The organism is Paenibacillus agaridevorans (genome assembly GCF_018604145.1).
Lineage (GTDB): Bacteria > Bacillota > Bacilli > Paenibacillales > Paenibacillaceae > Pristimantibacillus > Pristimantibacillus agaridevorans.
Genome location: NZ_CP075889.1, coordinates 6,305,351 through 6,322,018 on the forward strand (window position 1 = coordinate 6,305,351; position 16,668 = coordinate 6,322,018).

The following is a 16,668-nucleotide window of genomic DNA, read 5'->3' on the forward strand; positions in this document are numbered from 1 at the left end:
CTTAAAGCGGCGCCCGGAGACGGGCAATGATGATGAGAAGGGTGGAATATATTGACCGGAATACGTCCATTCGGTTACTGTTTATTCAGGCAAAAGTTATGGCGGTCCCCGCCCATCATGCCCGAAACGAGGTGAGCTGCGCAATGTTAAGAAAGCCCTTCCATACGATTCGCCAGAAGTTGATGGCGCTGCTGCTGATCGTGACGATTCTGCCCATTGCCACGTCTATGTTCATCTCTTACAAGGCAACTACGGAATCCGTCACCCGGGAAGCCATCTCGAATAACAACAGGCTGCTTTCTCTCGGCAAGACGAATACGCTGAACTATATGAGCAATATTAACCAGAAGTCCCTCGCCGTATACAACGCCATGAACGTGCCGCAATCGCTGTACTATATTCTGGAGCACGGCATGGAGGACGAGGTGTTCCCTAATGATCTGACCGACGTCATCCGAAACCGCAATCTGCTGAAGGATCATCTCTACAACATTTTTCAGAGCGTGAGCGAATTCCATAAAGTGCGGCTGTACGTGGTCAAGCAGAATACGACCTATCTGCTCTGGGCTGACGATCTTAAGGTTGGCCGGCATCCCGAGCCGCTCGACATCGAGACGACCAAGGCGTATATCGAGCCGGCGCATGCCAGTCATAATTACGGATTGGACCTAAAGTCTTCGCCGGACGACGAGCCCGTGTTCACGCTCCACCGACCCATTATTCGCGCGCCCAGCGATGAGCTGCTCGCGGAGCTGTCCATCGATGTGAGGCTCAGCGTCCTGGCTTCGCTTAATGCGCAGCTGTACGATGCCGGCAAGGAGGCATTCTACATCGCGGACAGCGAGGGCAAGCTCGTATTGTCCTCCCCCATCGGGGACAAAGGGACAAGCATCGGCGTTCAAGAAGAATCAGAGAAGACCGCTGATAACAAGGAGAAGGAGCCGGCGGGACCTGGAACGGCGCTCATGGACACCATCTTGTTGTCCGGAGCGGATACCGGCCACTTCGAATGGAAGCAAGACGGCTTCGACGGCATCGTCTTCTATGATCGGATCGTGACGCCTTTCATGGACTGGTACCTCATCAAGCAAACGCCTTACCAGCATCTTTACGGCACCGCGAACAGCATCGCCAAGCTTAATACCGCCGTTAGCGCGGCATTCCTCGGCATCGTCGTCATCGCGACGCTGATCATCTCCATCCGGTTTACCAAGCCGTTGCTGCGGCTGATCGGCTATGTAAACAAGATCGAAACGGGCAATCTAAACGTATCCATCGATATCGAGACAAATGACGAGATCGGTCTGCTTGCCAAGCGGTTCCGCTCCATGATGGGCAAGATCAATCACCTCATCATGACGGAATACCGCCTGGAGATCGCCAGCAAGACGAACGAGCTCAAGGCGCTGCAGGCGCAGGTCAATCCCCACTTCCTGTACAACGCTCTGCAATCCATCGGGACCGTATCGCTCCAGAACGGCGACACGAAAGCTTATTCGCTTATTACGTCTCTCGGCAAGCTGATGCGTTACCAGATGAACAATATGGACGACACGGTAGAGCTCAGAAGCGAGCTTGATTACGCCGCCGCTTATCTCGAGCTGCAAAAGCAGCGCTTTGATACCACTCTGGAGATAGAGCTGCGAATCGACGAAGGCAGTCGTGACATCCATGTGCCGAAAATGATTCTCCAGCCTCTGCTCGAAAATTTCTTTAAGCATGGCTTCCAGCATTCGTTCGAAGAACCGTCGCGGCTGCTGGTCTCAAGCTCCTTGCTGGACGAGCCAAGGCGGCTTGTCCTCACCGTCAGCGATAACGGCGGCGGCATGGACGAGGATCGGCTGCGAGAGCTGCAACATGAGCTTTCGATGGCTGGCCTGCAAGCCGCAAGCCATCGGAAGGGCGAGGATGGAGACAGCGGCATCGGGCTTCGCAATATTATGGCGCGGCTGCGGCTGCAATCCCATCCCGAATCGACGATGACGCTCTCCCACGCCCAGCCGCACGGCCTGTCCATCACCATCCAAATTCCGCTTGAAGGAGGCCACGAAGCATGAAAGCTCTCATCGTCGACGACGAGAAACATGTACGCGAAGCGATCAAGCTGCTCGTCGATTGGAATTCGTACGGCATCGAAGACATTTACGAAGCGCGCGACGGCATCGAAGCGACCGAGCTGATCGGAAGGCTGCAGCCGGAACTGGTCTTTACCGACATGATGATGCCGGGCATGGACGGCTCGACGCTGCTCTCCTGGGTCGCCAGCCATCATCCCGGCAGCAAGACGATCGTCATCAGCGGCCACGATGACTTCCAACTCGTTCGGGGCGCCGTCAAATCCGGCAGCGTCGACTATATTCTAAAGCCGATCGATCCCGAGCAGCTAAACGGCGCGATTGCCAAGGCCATCGAGGCTTGGCGCGCCGAGGAGCGGGAGCGGGCGATGAGCCGGGCCGTCCATATAGAGCTTAATCAGCTCAAGCCCGTTTATCTGGAGCAGTACTTCTCTTCGGTGCTCAGCGAGCCCGGAGCCCAGGGAGGCTGGCCCCCCGCGGTGCTTCGCGAGCTGCGTCTGGCTGCGCCCGTCCCGCTTGTTCGTGCGGCCGTAGCCAGCCTGTCGCTGTCCGCGCCCGGCATACGCGAGAAGTTCCCCGGCGATCAGGAGCTGATGTTCTTTGCGCTAACGAATATTTGCAACGAGATCCTTCTGGAGAGGGAGGCTGGTTATGCGTTCCGGTACTGGGGCAAGGAGCAGGAGCTGGTGTTGCTCTTCTGGGGCGAATGCGCCGGGGCACCCTCCTTGATCGGGGACATTCGGGAAGCTATAATGCTGGCCATGAAGGCGTCCTTCGACTTCGGGCTAGGGCAGCCTGCGGCGTTTCCTTCGGATGCGCTGAACTCCTACCGGCAAGCGAGACTAGCCCTGCTGCGCCGCAATGTCCTGAGCCGGAGCAGCGATCATGTCGTCTCCTTCGACGATACCGGGAATAAGCGCGGCGCAACCCTGCTCTCCTTCCACGATCATGAGGAGCAGCTCCGTTTCGCGGTCCAGAGCGGCAATAGCGACCAGTTGCGGCGGGCGCTCGACGCATGGTTCGCGGTCATCGAGGGGAGCGGCCATCTTTCCTTCGAGGGACTGCTGGACTGGCGTGAACACTTCGAGCGGACGAAAGCAATCTGGCTGGGAGAATCAGATGGCGGCGACACCGTGCCGGCGGCGAAGCCGGCTACCTCGGAGGAGAAGCTCCTCCAGGGGAAGGAAGACGAGACTAAGAGCAGAGATAACGGCCTCTCGACGACGAGACCGCTTCCGCTTCATCCTTCGGGAGGTTTTCATTACGAGGCCTGGAAGGAAGCAGTGACCGAGGAGATGGAGACGATCTCCAAGCTGCTCTCGTCGGCCGACAAGGAGAAAGGGATCATCCACGAGATCGCGTTGTTTCTGGAGCAGCATGCGCATGAAGACATTACGCTGCAGGACGTCGCAAGCCGCTTCTTCCTTAGCCGCGAGTATATCTCCCGCAAGTTCAAGCAAGAGATGAATGAAAACGTCTCCGATTATATCGCGGGCATCCGGATGAAGCGGGCCAAGGAGCTGCTCGGCAATGCCAGTCTGCGAATATCGCAAATCGCGGAGCAGGTCGGCTTTCAGGACGAGAAGTACTTCAGCAAAGTGTTCAAGAAGTGGACCGGCTGCACACCCGGCGACTATCGCAAGCAGCACTACGGCGGGCGGTAGGAGCGACGGCACGATTGACGACAAGTCCTGGCCAACACTTATCTCCGTCAACCCTGCTATCGTCCGCCGACCATAGCCGGCCAATACGACAACAACCCCGGACCGTCGGCATCGCCGCGTTCCGGGGTTGTTTCTGCTTATGTCGCTAATTGCATTCTTCGCCGAACCAATGCTTGCTAGCCTTTCATCTCGGACACAACTGCCGTCGAATTGACGATCGCGGGCAGCATTCTTTCGCTGCTGACCATCGGCGCGTTACACATCAGGCAAGTCGGAGTACGATCGAACGAAAAGTTGTCTCTCATCCAGCTGTTGCAGCCTTCCGTCTCGCATGCCCATATTTTCGTGTTTTCCTGCGGGATTTCTTCTAGCGGTTTTTTACGATTATACATGGCCAAGCCTCCTTCGCGCTTTCGCATTGACTCATGCCCGGTCCGGACGAGCAACACCGCCAAAAAACGGAAAACTGCCCCCACTTTTGCGGGTAGGGCAGTTTTCGTCTATAAGGCCGGCCTCGTTTGTGGAAAGGTCATGCCTAGCATTTTCAAATATCGATTATTGTACCATGTTCGCCCATAAAAGGCAAACGATTCGGCCCCGGCCCTGACTCCGTAATGACTTGAACATCAGGAGCAGGATTAGCAGGCTCTATCCAACCGGACAAGTTATTTATACGCAATTAGAGGCGAAATTATGTGGGACTTTAGGCATAAATCCCCATTTTGCTCTATTCCGCACTTCCGCCTATCAGGCCTTGCCGCCTTCCGCCGCAATGCCTTTCTTTTTCGTGGCCCCGTTGCCAGGGTTGCCCGAGTTGCCCGGTCCATCCGGGCCGACCTTCGTTTCCGGCTTATACAGCTTGCCAAGCAGAAAGGACTGGGCGATCATAAACAAGCCGCCCGTAACCCAGTACAGCGAGATCGCCGCCGGCGCGAACATCGCGAACGCCCCCATCATAATCGGCGAGAGATAACCCAGGAAGGCCAGCTGTTTGGCCTGATCATTCGTATTGCCGGCCTGGGTGACCTTGAACTGAATGAAATAAACGATGGCGGCGATGATCGGCAGAAGCATATCCGGTTCGCCGAGCTTGAACCACAAGAAGGAATGGGTGGACAGCTCCGGCGTCATCCGAATCGCGGAGTACAGCCCCATTAGTATCGGCATCTGAATAAGCATGGGCAGGCAGCCGATCGCGAGCGGATTCACGTTGTGCTTCTGATACAACGCCATCATCTCTTGCTGCTTCTTCGTCACGCTGTCTGCGTCCTTCTTGTCCTTGTATTTGGCTTCGAGCTCTTTCAGCTCCGGCTGGAGCGCCGCCATCTTGCCCTTCATCGTCATCTGAGACTTATACTGGCGCAGCATGAGCGGGAACAAGACAAGACGGATGACGATCGTGATCGCCATGATCGCCAGCCCGTAATTGTCCTGGAACAGACCCGCCATCCAGACGATAAACTCCGACAACGGATAAATGACGTAGTGGTTAAACACGCCTGGCGTGTCTCCGTTAATTTCGCCCGTCGTATTGCCGCAGCCGGTAAGGGCGAACAGGCTCACGAGCAGCAGCGTTATACCGATAATTCGTATCGTCTTGGAACGGGACGGGAATGCGGCGGTGGATCCGGTTGATTGATTACTTGGCATATATAGCCTCCTCGTTGGTTGTGTGGTTGCGTCTCCAACGAGGACGTGCAGGCCGAATCGTCATCATCCGGCGCCGACTTGCGCTTTACGTAGCGGATCAGCCAAAGGCCGACCGCCATGACAAAGGTCGCCAGCTGCGGCAGAGCGATGATCCATATTTGCATCTTTGCGGTGCCCTTCGCGTATTCCGCGCTTGCTTCCCGCAGATGGATGCTGTAAGAATACGCGATCGTGCATAACAAGCTGATCGAGAACAGATACGGCAGCCAATCGTGCAGCTCCAACTCCAACATTTTCGCATTCCCTCCCTTCCGAATTCGTTAATTCCATTCTAAAGCATTTCTGCCGATAATCATACGTGACGATTATGGAATGGCAACAAAATTTCGGCAATCTGCTTTTTCGACATTAATAAATCAGGATTCCTTTATCCAAAACCGACTTGTTCTGCGCTTGGTTGCCCAAAAGATATACTTTCCGCAGATGGGGCAGATGCGCTAAAGGCTCGACATCGGAGATGGCGTTATTCTCCAAATGAAGCACCTCTATCCGTTCCCAGTCCTTCATGAAATCCAGCGTTTGAATGGAATCGTCCTGCATGGTAAAGGAACGCAAAGCCGCCATATCCGCGAAATAATGCATCACGTTCTCCGCATCGTTCAACCAGTCGCCATTGCCTATGCGAAAGGACGGCTGATTCAACGTTAAATGCTCTAGCGTGTTATTGGCAAAGGATTCCTGATCGTGGAATTGAAAACTGCATTCCGTGCAGGTAATCGCCTTTACATGCTGCAATTGGAATAACGCGCTTGTTTCCTCGAAGAAATAGGTCTCGTTGAAATGCAACGTGCGCAAGTCCGTCAGTCGATTTAACGATGGAATGCCTGTAAAATTCCCGCTCTCCTTTAACGAAAGCTGTTCCAAACGCGGGTATTTCGCCAAATCCGCTCCATCCAAGTCTTCGCTGAATAGATCAACCGTTAACGATTGCAAAACAGGCGCGGTAAATTCCAACAGGAGCTTACTTTGCAGTTCGGCCTTCTTCAAATTCGGCAACGAGATCGGCGATATCGCGCCGTGATAACCCGTTATGGACAGCTCGGTCAGCGAAGTCAAACTATTAACGGCTTCAACCGACTCCAGCTTGTGCGGAGACGTTAATCGCAGGTTCGTCAATGACGTTTTATCCCTAAGGCGTTCTAAATTCGTGATTGGAACATAATCAAGATCAAGCGATTGCAAGTTAGGCATGTTTTGCATGAAATCGATCGTTTTTAAATTTTCCACCATCGACAGCTTTAGTTCCTGCAATTGACTCAGCGAATACAACGCGCTGAAATCCGTCTCCTTGCTGTAGCTTACAGACAAGGATTTCAAACCGGTCAGCGAGGACAACCACCCCAAATGATCGACCGTCGTCAAAGATAAGGATTGCAACGGCAGTTGATTCAGCAAGTGGAAATCCGTAACGGTTTCGTTGACGTAAGAAATTTCGAGCGTTTGCAGCTTCGGAAACTTTAATAATAGAGCCAATTCTTCGTTGCTTCGAATTTGCGTCGAGAGTTTTACGATTTGGGAGTTATCGCCAAAGTAGTTCGCGATTCGCCCAAAGGATTCATTAAAGCCGCCGGCATAAGCCTTTATTCCTTGCAGATGGCGAAAGCCTACATCCGTTCCTTGCGAAACCTCGTATTCGTTCATCAGATTCAACTCGGTTAGTCCGCTAAAAGCCTCGAAGTCCTTTTGCTCGATCCTTTGCGTATTCAATAGCTTGTCGTGAATCGCGTAGTCGATGAATTCAGCCTGGCCGTTGGTGAACGGATCGTCCAAGCTATAGGTGAACCGCCACCGGTCTTCATCATCGTGGCGAACCGACAAATAACGGATCTTCGCGATTTCTTCCTCCGTAGGCATCGCATCGCCTTTATCAAACACATCCCTCAAAAAGAAAAGAAGCACTTCGCTTTCCGGCATGGTTCGGACCGTGGATGTTGTTGCGCCGCTTTGCTCCGCCGGATTGCCGTTCAAGAAAAAATAGCCGGCCATTAAACCGATGAGCATAAGGGGCACGATCCATAACTTTCTTAAATTCGTGCCGGGGCGGGCAGTTCCGGAGGAAGGAGCCGTCCCATAATAATGATTAATCGTTTGGTCCACATAGTACACGTTGTTTTCCTTCAACAATAACTCCGTATCGCAAAATAGGCATTTATAGATCTGCCCTTCCTTATATTCGATCTTCCCGTTGCAATTCGGACAATTCAGTTTAATCACATTCACCCGCGGCCCTCCAATCTTGAAGACGTTACTTTAAGTCAAGTTTATTATTACGGAGCCGAAATTCCAATAGTTTCAGGAATTAGATGCGGATTTCAAGCGGCTATTCTCGTTTTTCCCGCGCTCAATCTATGATATGATGGGACAAACTACTTTTTTTAACAAGGAGAACCAATTCGTGCCCACATCATCCAAAATTTTCATTAGCTCTGTTGCTCAAGATGCCATCACGCATCTTCGGATAGGTGCATTTGAGGAATTGTCGAGATTGGGACACGATCCTCAGATGTTCGAAAAGAACTTCGGCCCATGGCCGAATTTCCAGACAGGCGTTGATCATTGCTTGAAAAAGGTCAGCGAATGCGACTTGTACTGCCTGTTTATCCATACCAAGGGCGGCTCCATGACGTCGAACGGTTATACGGTTACCCATCTGGAATATTTGCGAGCCGTCTCCGACAGCAAGATGATGATGCTTTATTGTGAAAGCACGATCATGGATGCCTACTTCAAATTCAGATGGATCATCGCCAAATACATCGAAGAGTTTAAACTTTCGCAGGGGAGAATGCCGCACAATAACGAGATCATGGATTTCCTGGAGATGGAGTCGGAGAAAAATCCGGCGTCCGGCATCCCGTCCAAACATCAAATCGATACCTATGTCTGGGTGCTGCTGCATGATATCGTCATGGTCAAAGGTCATTATGTCGAGAAACTTTCGTGGGGACATACGGTTCCATGGGCATCCTATCTAAGCGATCTGCTCCAGCAAGGACTTCAGCTTCTTCCGAAAAAATCGTTGTACGAGGAAAGCTCCCAGCTCGCCCTCGCCTTCGGGGATTTCACTTCGTTCGCGAAACAAGTCGTATCGGACCATGTCCGAATCAGCGAATTGCTGGAAGGGCGCCGGCTGCTAAATCGTTCCATCCGCATGCTTACTCGCTCGGAGATTACAGCCGGCCCGGTAAACGGAAGCATCGGGAGCGTCAAAGCCTGCTCCGCCATCTGCTTGTTTCATCACGAAGGGAACTCGCTGACGGTGCAGTACTACGCAGGAGATACGAACGGGAATTACGACTTCGAGGTAGGCGACCCAAGCTCATTTGTATCCTATACGTACAATAACCTGCAGGACGGTGTTCCGGGGTTGTTTTATTGGGAGTCGAGGCGGCTATTCTATCTGACTTACAAGCTGGGGGAATACGTGATCTCGTACCACTTCCCGGAGGATACCGCATGGAGCTCGCAACTGTACGCCGACTACACGGATGATATCATTAATGGTATACTGAACACACACGCTAACGGAATGATCATCGAATTATTGAATTCTCTTATAGGGGGGTTACAGAAATGAGCAAAAAACCGACTCGCTTGCCGGCCGCGCAAGACGGATGGCATGTCCAAACAACTGCCAACGCCCTGTCCCCTGTTAAAACCGTCATCGCCGTCAACAAACAAGGAACCGTCCTGCATATGCAGAGAAACGGCATGTCCGCCATCGGCAAGGACACCTTGCTGTTCGTCCCGACCACGCGCTATACAGACAACATCATCCATCATAAGCATCAACGCTTGAATGAGCTGAACAATACGTTGACCGGTCTGACAATAGAAGGTTAACGGTCCAATCTGCACGCCTAATACAATGGCCCTCGCCTGGAACCCAGGGAGGGCCATTTTACATGAGCACGAAATCCATTACATGACATTCAGTTAAGCATGAATGACTTAAGTGGTACCATGGATTCCTCCGGAACGTAGTATTTAAATTTATTATCGCTTATTTGACCAAGCAACTGACGGCGAATAGGATCGGCATCCTTAAGAAGCTCCTCTGAAGCAACATGATAGTCGATAGGTCTCATCCATATAGGGCTGTAGCCTAAGAACAACTGTCTTCTCGTATATTCCGATGTATTGGGCGATCCCGCATGCCATAAATTTTGGGCAAATATAAACACATCTCCCGGTTTTCCGCATACTTGCTCCTCACCGTCCAGTTGTTGACGCACATCCCTGTGATTGGGGTCATACGGCTTTTTATGGCTGCCCGGAATTACTTTTGTATTGCCTCGATTAGGCTCCGACATATCACTCAATATATAGCAAGCTTTAATATAATAAGTCGCGGTCAGCCCTTCAATAACCGGAAACTTTGGATGAGGTCCGTCCTGATGCCAGTCAATAAAGCTCTGGGATGTTGTTTGCACGTCATTTGGATTTGGTTTTCGAATTGTCAGATGCGATATATGAAGTTGGATATTATAGCCTAGCAAATTAACAATCAAGGGGAGAATGGTTGGCTCATCGATCAACGAAGCTATTTCTGGATGAAGCTCGACGCTATTATAAATATTATAAGCTAGCGACTCCGGCTCATTCTCGATGATTGTATCGATGACGGAATTTAAGCGAGCAACCTTCTCCTGTGACAGAACGCTTGGTATAACCAAATAACCCTTCTCGTCAAATTGATTCATTAACCCTTTGATATCAAGCTGATTGATACTCATTCCCTCGCCTCCTACTTGTAATTAATTTTATTATATTTGATTTCATTTCCTGTTATAATGGATAAACCAATTGATTTCCTTGTATATAATTTCAATATTTAAAGGAGCCAGCCAATGGTGGAGCGCAATCAGTTTCAAGAGCCGAATCTAATTTATCATGTGTATATTAAAGATGCTGTGCAATTTCAAAAAACACATGATACTTATGATCATTGGGCCTTATTTATTGTCGAGTCTGGGGGCTTTGAATATAGACTGGGAGAGCAAAGCGGTAATGCCATTCAAGGCGATATGGTACTCTGTCCCCCTGGCTTAACCTTCTATCGTGCTACTGATGGACTCTCTTTTCATCTAATCGGTTTTCATTGGCTTACTGCTGCTAATGAGGTGGATTTAGACCCTCTCACATTTCCTTATACAGGTAAGCTCCGCCTAATGAATAATAAAAGATTAGTATCCACAATTGCACAATTACGCGAAGCTGGTTACTTAAATTCGAATGTAGTTCTTCCTTATAAAAAACATTTGCTGCGAGATTTACTTTATACGTTGCAAATAGAGCTATACGATCAAAACTTAAATCAACTGTATACCGAGGACCCGCTTCTCCAGCTTGTAGTCCATAAGATTAAGCAGAATGCCGAATTCGGCGTATCGTTAAAATCAATTGCATATGAAATAGGAATTAGTCAGGTACAGTTAACAAGGCTATTCAAGCAGGAATTTCGAATTTCGCCTAATACCTACGCAACTAATCTTAGGATGGATAAAGTGAAGAAACTACTGATTAATTCGTCACTCACTCTTGAACAAATCTCGGAGCATTGCGGCTTCACCGACGAGCATCATTTGAGCAAAAGCTTTAAGAAACAATTTGGCATTAACCCCTCGGCTTACCGTAAAACTTATCAAGTATAGTCAAAAGAAGAAGACAAGCAGAATAGGAATACCTCCGCTTGTCTTTCTAGTTCAATTCGTTAGCTGCCGTAGCCTAGCTGATTGAGTTGCGCTTTAGCGCTATCTAATAACAATGTATAATTCATCGATGTCTCTAATGTTTTGAGGAAATCCTCATACTCTGTTAGAGGACGCTTGTCATAAACAAATTTTGCAATTTCTTCTTCGATAAATCGATCGGCATCTGCCGCGTTAAAACCTTCAGGAATATCAATAAACCCGTTTAGCGCCTCAATACGCTTCTGGTCATTGGCAAATTTTATCGCTTCCGACTGAAGCGCGAACTTCGCTTGCAAATATTCCATCTCCGGCCTTCCCGTAAATTGGTAGAGCCAAGAGTGTCCTACCTCGCCCGCTTTATCCGTCATTTTCAGCGTGCCGTCTTCCATTGTGAAATGAGTGTCTTTCACCCCGAATTGGACAAGAAGCGATCCCCCGTCTGGATCCGAAATATAGTTCAACAGATCAAAAACTCGCTGCAGCTTCTCAGGGTCCTTCTCGATCGCTTTCGGAATAGCAAATCTACCCGCAGTGGCCCCTATATCCCATGAAGAGTCATTTTGTCCTCCAGGTCCAACCGGCGCTTCTATTTGCAGCCACTCGGCATTTGGATTTACGGTCTTAATTTGCTCTACGAATTGTTCCTTTGTCATATTAGGCCAATCGATGTGTACGATGCCTGCTTGGCCTTTAATGGATTTCTCCTGATGCTGCAATCCGGTGTTGGCCAATAGTTCAGGGTCAACAGATCCGGAAGAGATCATTTGTTTGATAAACGCCAAAGCATCTTTCATTGCCGGATCGTACAAAGCATTTAATACGGCTCCATCCTTCACGTAAAAGTTTCCTGGGGATCCAACCCCGAATGCTCCGAACACGGGTGCAAAGGCGCTTAATTTCCCTCCGGTTAAACCGAAAGTGTCTTGTTTACTATTGCCGTCAGGATCATTTTTAGTAAACGCTTCCGCAACTTCTGCCAGCTCTTCAATCGTTGTTGGAACATCTAATTTTAATGCATCCAACCAATCCTTGCGAATCCAATAGGTATTGTAAGGGATTTGGGGCGATTTCGAGATCGCATATACTTTCCCGTCAACCATTCCCTTCTTAACCGTTTCTTCTCCAATGAAATCGATTGTTTTCTGTAACTGATCCATGTATGGCGTCAAATCAAGCAGTAGTCCTTGTTTCGAGAATTGAAGCAGCTGTTGACGGCTCAACATAAACAAATCCGGAAAATTACCTGACGCCATACGAACGTTTAATTGATTCGTATAATCGTCTCCTGAAGGATATACCGTTAAATTCAGATCGATATTTAATGCTTTATCCAGTTCTTGCTTGATACTGTCTTTGTCCGGGGCCGGCAGATTATTTCCGGTTTCAATAATTTCAAGCTTGATCGTTTTATTGCTTGCTTCGGTTGGCGTTAGCGAGGCTGGAGCACTAGGCTTCTCCGTATTTGTAGGCGCGGTTCCTGGATTTTTGTTCGAATTACTCCCTCCCGAGCACGCAGCGAGCATCACAATTAGAAGTGTTACGGATAAAAGAATGGATAAACCTTTTCTCATTTTCATATCCCCTATCTATAATGTGTATATTGAATAGGCGTGCATAGCTGGCCAGTTATCTATGCGGCCTAGATCAACCTTTGATAGATCCGAGCAGCATTCCTTTTGTAAAGTGCTTCTGGAGGAAAGGATATATGACAATAACGGGCACGCTTGCAATCATGACCGCAGCCATCTGCATGGTCTGCGTCGGCATCATATTCTCTGCGTTCTCAAGCGGCTGTTGGCTTTGCATTAATAATTCTCTAACGATAACCTGCAGCGGGAACAACGTACGATCCGTCACGTAGAAGATAGCTTGGAAAAATTCATTCCAATGCCCGACTAAATAGAATAGGCCTACAGTTAGCAATACCGGTATAGATAGCGGCGTCACAATCTGAATCAGAATACGAAACTCCTTGGCTCCATCCATTCTTGCGGATTCGAACAGTTCCTCGGGTAATCCCTCAAAAAAGCTTTTCATAATAAGCACATTAAAGCTCCACACCGCATTAGGAAGAATCATGGCCCAAATCGAGTCCAACAAACCAACGGATTTGACTACCAAGTATGTGGGGATTATTCCTCCGCTGAATAATAAGGTGAAAACGATCATCAGAAGAAAAAAGTTTCTTGCAGGCAAATTTCTTCGTGATAATGGATAGGCCATTAAGCTAGTTAAAATGAGATTAACAACCGTTCCTACTACGGTGATCCATATCGTTATTTTGAAAGCTTGCGGAATATTGGATTCTGTAAGCAACGTTCGATAAGCCGTAAATGTAATTTCTCTCGGGAATAATATAAAGCCTCCGTTACGAAGCACTTCGCCAAATGGGGTTATCGATACGGATATGACATACAAAATCGGTAAAATGGCCGCCAGCCCGCAAATAATGAGTATGAGATATACGAATGAATCAAAAAGCTTGTCATCCAGCCTCTTTACCAAATTGCTTCACCCCATTTCTTCGCGATCTGATTAGCGATAACGACAAGGACTAATCCAATGACCGACTTAAACAAACCAACCGCCGAAGCCAGGCTAAAGTTCAATTGCTGTAAGCCAGTACGGTACACCCATGTATCGAGAATATCCGCGACGGGATACACCTGAATATTGTACAAAATATAAATTTGATCGAAGCCTGCATCAAGTAAATGGCCGAGCTTAAGAATAAAGAGAAGAACGATAATGCTTCGAATGCCAGGCAACGTTATATGCCAGATCATACGAAGACGATTTGCGCCATCCACTTTGGCTGCTTCATAAAGCGTAGGGTCGATTCCAGACATTGCCGCCAAATAGATAATCGCTCCCCACCCCAAGTTTTGCCATACCTCTGAGCCGACAAGAATACTTCGGAAGTAATCGGTTGATGTTAAAAACGGGATAGAGGTTCCGCCCGCTTCTACAATCCATCGATTGATTAATCCGCCATTTTGCGAAAACAACGTTAATAAAATACCGAAAATAATGACCCATGATAAAAAATGCGGCATGTAAGTCAATGTCTGTACAATTGATTTCAACCAACGAACACGACACTCATTCAATAAGATTGCCATAATTATCGGAGGCAAAGTGCCCCAAACAAGCTTGTAAACGCTGATTAATAAAGTATTGCTTAACAATTGACTGAAATAGGGGGATTGATAAAAAGTTTGAAAATGTTTGTACCATGGGTTTATCCATGGGCTTCCCGTTATTCCTTCCATAATTGCATAGTCTTTAAAAGCGATTATGACGCCATACATCGGAAGATATCGGAAAATAATAAAGTAAATGACGCCAGGGAGCAGCATGATGTAGAATGCCCGGAAACGCCAGATGACTCGCATCATGGATTGCAATTTCATTAGTGGAGCAAGCTGCGCCCGCGGGGATTGTTTAAAACCGGATTTAGCTTCCATCGCCTTCCTCCTTCATGTATGCGTTTTCATTTCATGAATTAAGTATAGTTTTTTTACAGGGAACACCGATATACATAAAATCAGTAAAAATGTTTGAATTTAGTTAGGGCGTGCCTGAATACTCCGAGGGGAGCAGATTTTGCCGAATTTTCGTTCCATGCAAGGAACTTTTGTGAAGGCGTACCGGGGGTACGTCAAGCAAAAGTGACGAAGCAGGGGGCGGAAAGGCGGTGAAAGATGCCCCTGAGCGGGTTTTCAGACACGACCTAATCCCAAATGCCCAGATTTTCTTCATTCTCGCTTAGCAGCGGTATGTCCAATCGGATCATGGTTCCTTTTCCTTTAACACTTCTTATACGCATGCCATACTGCTCGCCATAGTGAATTTGAATTCTCTCATGCACATTTCGCAGACCAATCCCCGTAAATCTAAATCGTGATCGTTCCTGTTCAATTGAATCATCTAACAGCTTCTTCACTTCATCACTCGAAATACCGACCCCATTATCGCAAACATAAAATCTGACGACTCCCTTTTCCAGCCTTCCTTTAATTAGAATGTGGCCGCCATTATTCGGCGTAAGTCCATGGAATAAGGCATTTTCTACTAAAGGTTGAAGCGTTAGCTTTAAAATACGGTATTGTAAAAGGCTCTCCTCGCAATGAATCTCGTATTGATACTGATCCCCATATCTGATTTGTTGAATATACATATACATACGCAGACATTCGAGCTCCTCCTCAATAGGAACAAACTCAGATTGCCTATCGAAGCTGAAGCTAAGCAGCTTGATCAATGATCGAATCGTCTCGCGCACCTCATCAATCCTTTGCTGCTTCGCCAAGCTGCTAATACAACCGAGCGTATTATACAGAAAATGAGGGGCGATCTGGCTGCGCAGCATTTTAAGCTCGTATCCCTTCTTCAATTCTTCTGCCGACTTCGTTTTTTTAAGTAAAACTTGAATTCTCTCAAGCATGGCATTATAGCTTAGCATTAACCTTCCAATCTCATCTCTTCTCGTTACCGTCAGCTTCGTTACGACCTGCAAATCGTTGAGCCTGTCCATCCTCTCAACAAATCTACGAATAGGCATAGTAAAGGAACGGCTCATTAAATAGGCGCTAATTAGCAATATGATAATCCAGATGAAACTTGCCGTTCTGTAGTTGTCATTTAAACTTTGCAAATCCTTATAGAAATAATCCTCCTCGATAAAAGCCGCTAATGACCAGCCTAATCGATTCGAGGTCGATTTCACAGCAACTAATGACTTCCTATCATCCAACAGGATGCTGCTTACCCCCAACTTAAGAGAAACAAGCTGCTCCTGAAATTCAGACTGTAATACGGGCGGATAGGTCGCATGTTGATAGGGCAGCAATTTATCGCTAATTCCTAGTCGATTAATAACATTTCCATCCTTCGTAAACAACACATAGGATTGATTGTTTTTGGGTGTAATTTGCAAGGAAAGCATCTCCAAATCCACTTCCGCTACGACAACGCCTTTAAGTTTTGTTTGGGCATCCGTTATTGGGAGAACGTAAGCCAGCGTGTGTCCGGACAAAGGAGAGTAATACGGCTCACTGACATTAATTCCGCCATAATTTTGCAACGCAAGCTCGTAAAGCTCCTGCAAATGAGGATTGCCTATTATGTCGTAAAAAACCTGTGAGCTAGCATATACCTTGCCATCCGTTCTAATCATATATAAGGATTTGGCTATTGTATTATTTCTAGAAGCAAAGGTCCGCAGTGTCTCAAGAGCTTTTTCTTCGTTATTCTCCTCAAGCAACTCAGACTGGGTGGATAGAAGCAATAAAATGTTTTCCACATTGTCCAGACTGGCATCTATATATTGGTTCGTTCGACTCACCAACAGCTCGGCGTCATTAATCATTTGATTACGGAGCAAGCTCTCGGATTCATGCAAATTTCTCCATGCCAGCAGCATAAAGAGGGTTAACGTCACAATAAACATATAAATGAACTGCTTCGTAGCTAATCCCAAGCTACCATACCAGCGTAAAAGTCTCAGCATCAGTCTCTCCCCCG

At 48.1% G+C, this 16,668-nt stretch carries 14 protein-coding genes; 5 read left to right on the forward strand and 9 right to left on the reverse strand.

Annotation, left to right across the window (positions count from 1 at the left end):
- Window positions 1–143: 143 nt before the first annotated feature.
- Both KJW29_RS25305 and KJW29_RS25310 read left to right on the forward strand, forming a co-directional pair.
- Window positions 144–2,057, forward strand: coding sequence for a cache domain-containing sensor histidine kinase (locus KJW29_RS25305; protein WP_214626714.1), 1,914 nt, complete (start codon window positions 144–146; stop codon window positions 2,055–2,057).
- Window positions 2,054–3,739: a response regulator gene (locus tag KJW29_RS25310; RefSeq protein ID WP_214626715.1), complete on the forward strand. Its 1,686-nt coding sequence runs from the start codon at window positions 2,054–2,056 to the stop codon at window positions 3,737–3,739. Before KJW29_RS25305 ends, KJW29_RS25310 begins: the two co-directional genes overlap by 4 nt.
- A 176-nt stretch (window positions 3,740–3,915) precedes the next feature.
- On the opposite strand, the gene KJW29_RS25315 is transcribed toward KJW29_RS25310, so the two are convergent.
- The 4 genes from KJW29_RS25315 to KJW29_RS25330 form a co-directional block, all read right to left on the reverse strand.
- Window positions 3,916–4,131, reverse strand: coding sequence for a cold-shock protein (locus tag KJW29_RS25315; protein WP_087571338.1), 216 nt, complete (start codon window positions 4,129–4,131; stop codon window positions 3,916–3,918).
- Window positions 4,132–4,486: 355 nt separating this feature from the next.
- Window positions 4,487–5,389, reverse strand: a complete 903-nt coding sequence (yidC, locus tag KJW29_RS25320) for a membrane protein insertase YidC (protein WP_214626716.1) — start codon at window positions 5,387–5,389, stop codon at window positions 4,487–4,489.
- Entirely contained in the window at window positions 5,314–5,682 is a 369-nt protein-coding gene (locus tag KJW29_RS25325) for a hypothetical protein (RefSeq protein WP_087571336.1), read from the reverse strand. The genes yidC and KJW29_RS25325 overlap by 76 nt, the downstream gene beginning before the upstream one ends.
- Window positions 5,683–5,797: 115 nt before the next feature.
- A complete protein-coding gene (locus KJW29_RS25330) occupies window positions 5,798–7,669 on the reverse strand; it encodes a leucine-rich repeat domain-containing protein (RefSeq protein ID WP_214626717.1) in 1,872 nt (623 codons plus the stop codon).
- A 175-nt stretch (window positions 7,670–7,844) separates the two neighbouring features.
- On the opposite strand from KJW29_RS25330, the gene KJW29_RS25335 reads away from it, so the two are divergent.
- Together KJW29_RS25335 and KJW29_RS25340 are read left to right on the forward strand one after the other, a co-directional pair.
- A complete protein-coding gene (locus KJW29_RS25335) occupies window positions 7,845–9,026 on the forward strand; it encodes a DUF4062 domain-containing protein (protein WP_214626718.1) in 1,182 nt (393 codons plus the stop codon).
- Complete coding sequence (locus KJW29_RS25340) at window positions 9,023–9,292, forward strand: hypothetical protein (RefSeq protein ID WP_214626719.1); 270 nt, start codon at window positions 9,023–9,025, stop codon at window positions 9,290–9,292. The genes KJW29_RS25335 and KJW29_RS25340 overlap by 4 nt, the downstream gene beginning before the upstream one ends.
- An 89-nt stretch (window positions 9,293–9,381) precedes the next feature.
- On the opposite strand, the gene KJW29_RS25345 is transcribed toward KJW29_RS25340, so the two are convergent.
- Window positions 9,382–10,185, reverse strand: coding sequence for a phytanoyl-CoA dioxygenase family protein (locus KJW29_RS25345; protein ID WP_214626720.1), 804 nt, complete (start codon window positions 10,183–10,185; stop codon window positions 9,382–9,384).
- 114 nt (window positions 10,186–10,299) lie between these two features.
- On the opposite strand from KJW29_RS25345, the gene KJW29_RS25350 reads away from it, so the two are divergent.
- Window positions 10,300–11,103, forward strand: a complete 804-nt coding sequence (locus KJW29_RS25350; protein ID WP_246608372.1) for an AraC family transcriptional regulator — start codon at window positions 10,300–10,302, stop codon at window positions 11,101–11,103.
- Window positions 11,104–11,162: 59 nt separating this feature from the next.
- On the opposite strand, the gene KJW29_RS25355 is transcribed toward KJW29_RS25350, so the two are convergent.
- The 4 genes from KJW29_RS25355 to KJW29_RS25370 form a co-directional block, all read right to left on the reverse strand.
- The gene (locus KJW29_RS25355; RefSeq protein ID WP_425517459.1) at window positions 11,163–12,719 is read right to left on the reverse strand and encodes an extracellular solute-binding protein; all 1,557 of its coding nucleotides are present in this window, start codon (window positions 12,717–12,719) and stop codon (window positions 11,163–11,165) included.
- 67 nt (window positions 12,720–12,786) lie between these two features.
- Complete coding sequence (locus KJW29_RS25360) at window positions 12,787–13,647, reverse strand: carbohydrate ABC transporter permease (protein ID WP_214626721.1); 861 nt, start codon at window positions 13,645–13,647, stop codon at window positions 12,787–12,789.
- A complete protein-coding gene (locus tag KJW29_RS25365; RefSeq protein WP_214631312.1) occupies window positions 13,641–14,555 on the reverse strand; it encodes an ABC transporter permease in 915 nt (304 codons plus the stop codon). Before KJW29_RS25365 ends, KJW29_RS25360 begins: the two co-directional genes overlap by 7 nt.
- Before the next feature lie 320 nt (window positions 14,556–14,875).
- Window positions 14,876–16,654 carry a cache domain-containing sensor histidine kinase gene (locus KJW29_RS25370; protein ID WP_214626722.1) on the reverse strand — a complete coding sequence of 593 codons (1,779 nt, stop codon included), beginning with the start codon at window positions 16,652–16,654 and terminating at the stop codon, window positions 14,876–14,878.
- Window positions 16,655–16,668 lie beyond the last annotated feature (14 nt).

Coding starts and splice junctions, on each gene's coding strand:
- KJW29_RS25305 (WP_214626714.1), top strand. CDS start 144: ATGTTAAGAAAGCCCTTCCATACGATTCGCCAGAAGTTGATGGCGCTG.
- KJW29_RS25310 (WP_214626715.1), top strand. CDS start 2,054: ATGAAAGCTCTCATCGTCGACGACGAGAAACATGTACGCGAAGCGATC.
- KJW29_RS25315 (WP_087571338.1), bottom strand. CDS start 4,131: ATGTATAATCGTAAAAAACCGCTAGAAGAAATCCCGCAGGAAAACACG.
- yidC (WP_214626716.1), bottom strand. CDS start 5,389: ATGCCAAGTAATCAATCAACCGGATCCACCGCCGCATTCCCGTCCCGT.
- KJW29_RS25325 (WP_087571336.1), bottom strand. CDS start 5,682: ATGTTGGAGTTGGAGCTGCACGATTGGCTGCCGTATCTGTTCTCGATC.
- KJW29_RS25340 (WP_214626719.1), top strand. CDS start 9,023: ATGAGCAAAAAACCGACTCGCTTGCCGGCCGCGCAAGACGGATGGCAT.
- KJW29_RS25345 (WP_214626720.1), bottom strand. CDS start 10,185: ATGAGTATCAATCAGCTTGATATCAAAGGGTTAATGAATCAATTTGAC.
- KJW29_RS25350 (WP_246608372.1), top strand. CDS start 10,300: ATGGTGGAGCGCAATCAGTTTCAAGAGCCGAATCTAATTTATCATGTG.
- KJW29_RS25355 (WP_425517459.1), bottom strand. CDS start 12,719: ATGAAAATGAGAAAAGGTTTATCCATTCTTTTATCCGTAACACTTCTA.
- KJW29_RS25365 (WP_214631312.1), bottom strand. CDS start 14,555: ATGAAATTGCAATCCATGATGCGAGTCATCTGGCGTTTCCGGGCATTC.
- KJW29_RS25370 (WP_214626722.1), bottom strand. CDS start 16,654: ATGCTGAGACTTTTACGCTGGTATGGTAGCTTGGGATTAGCTACGAAG.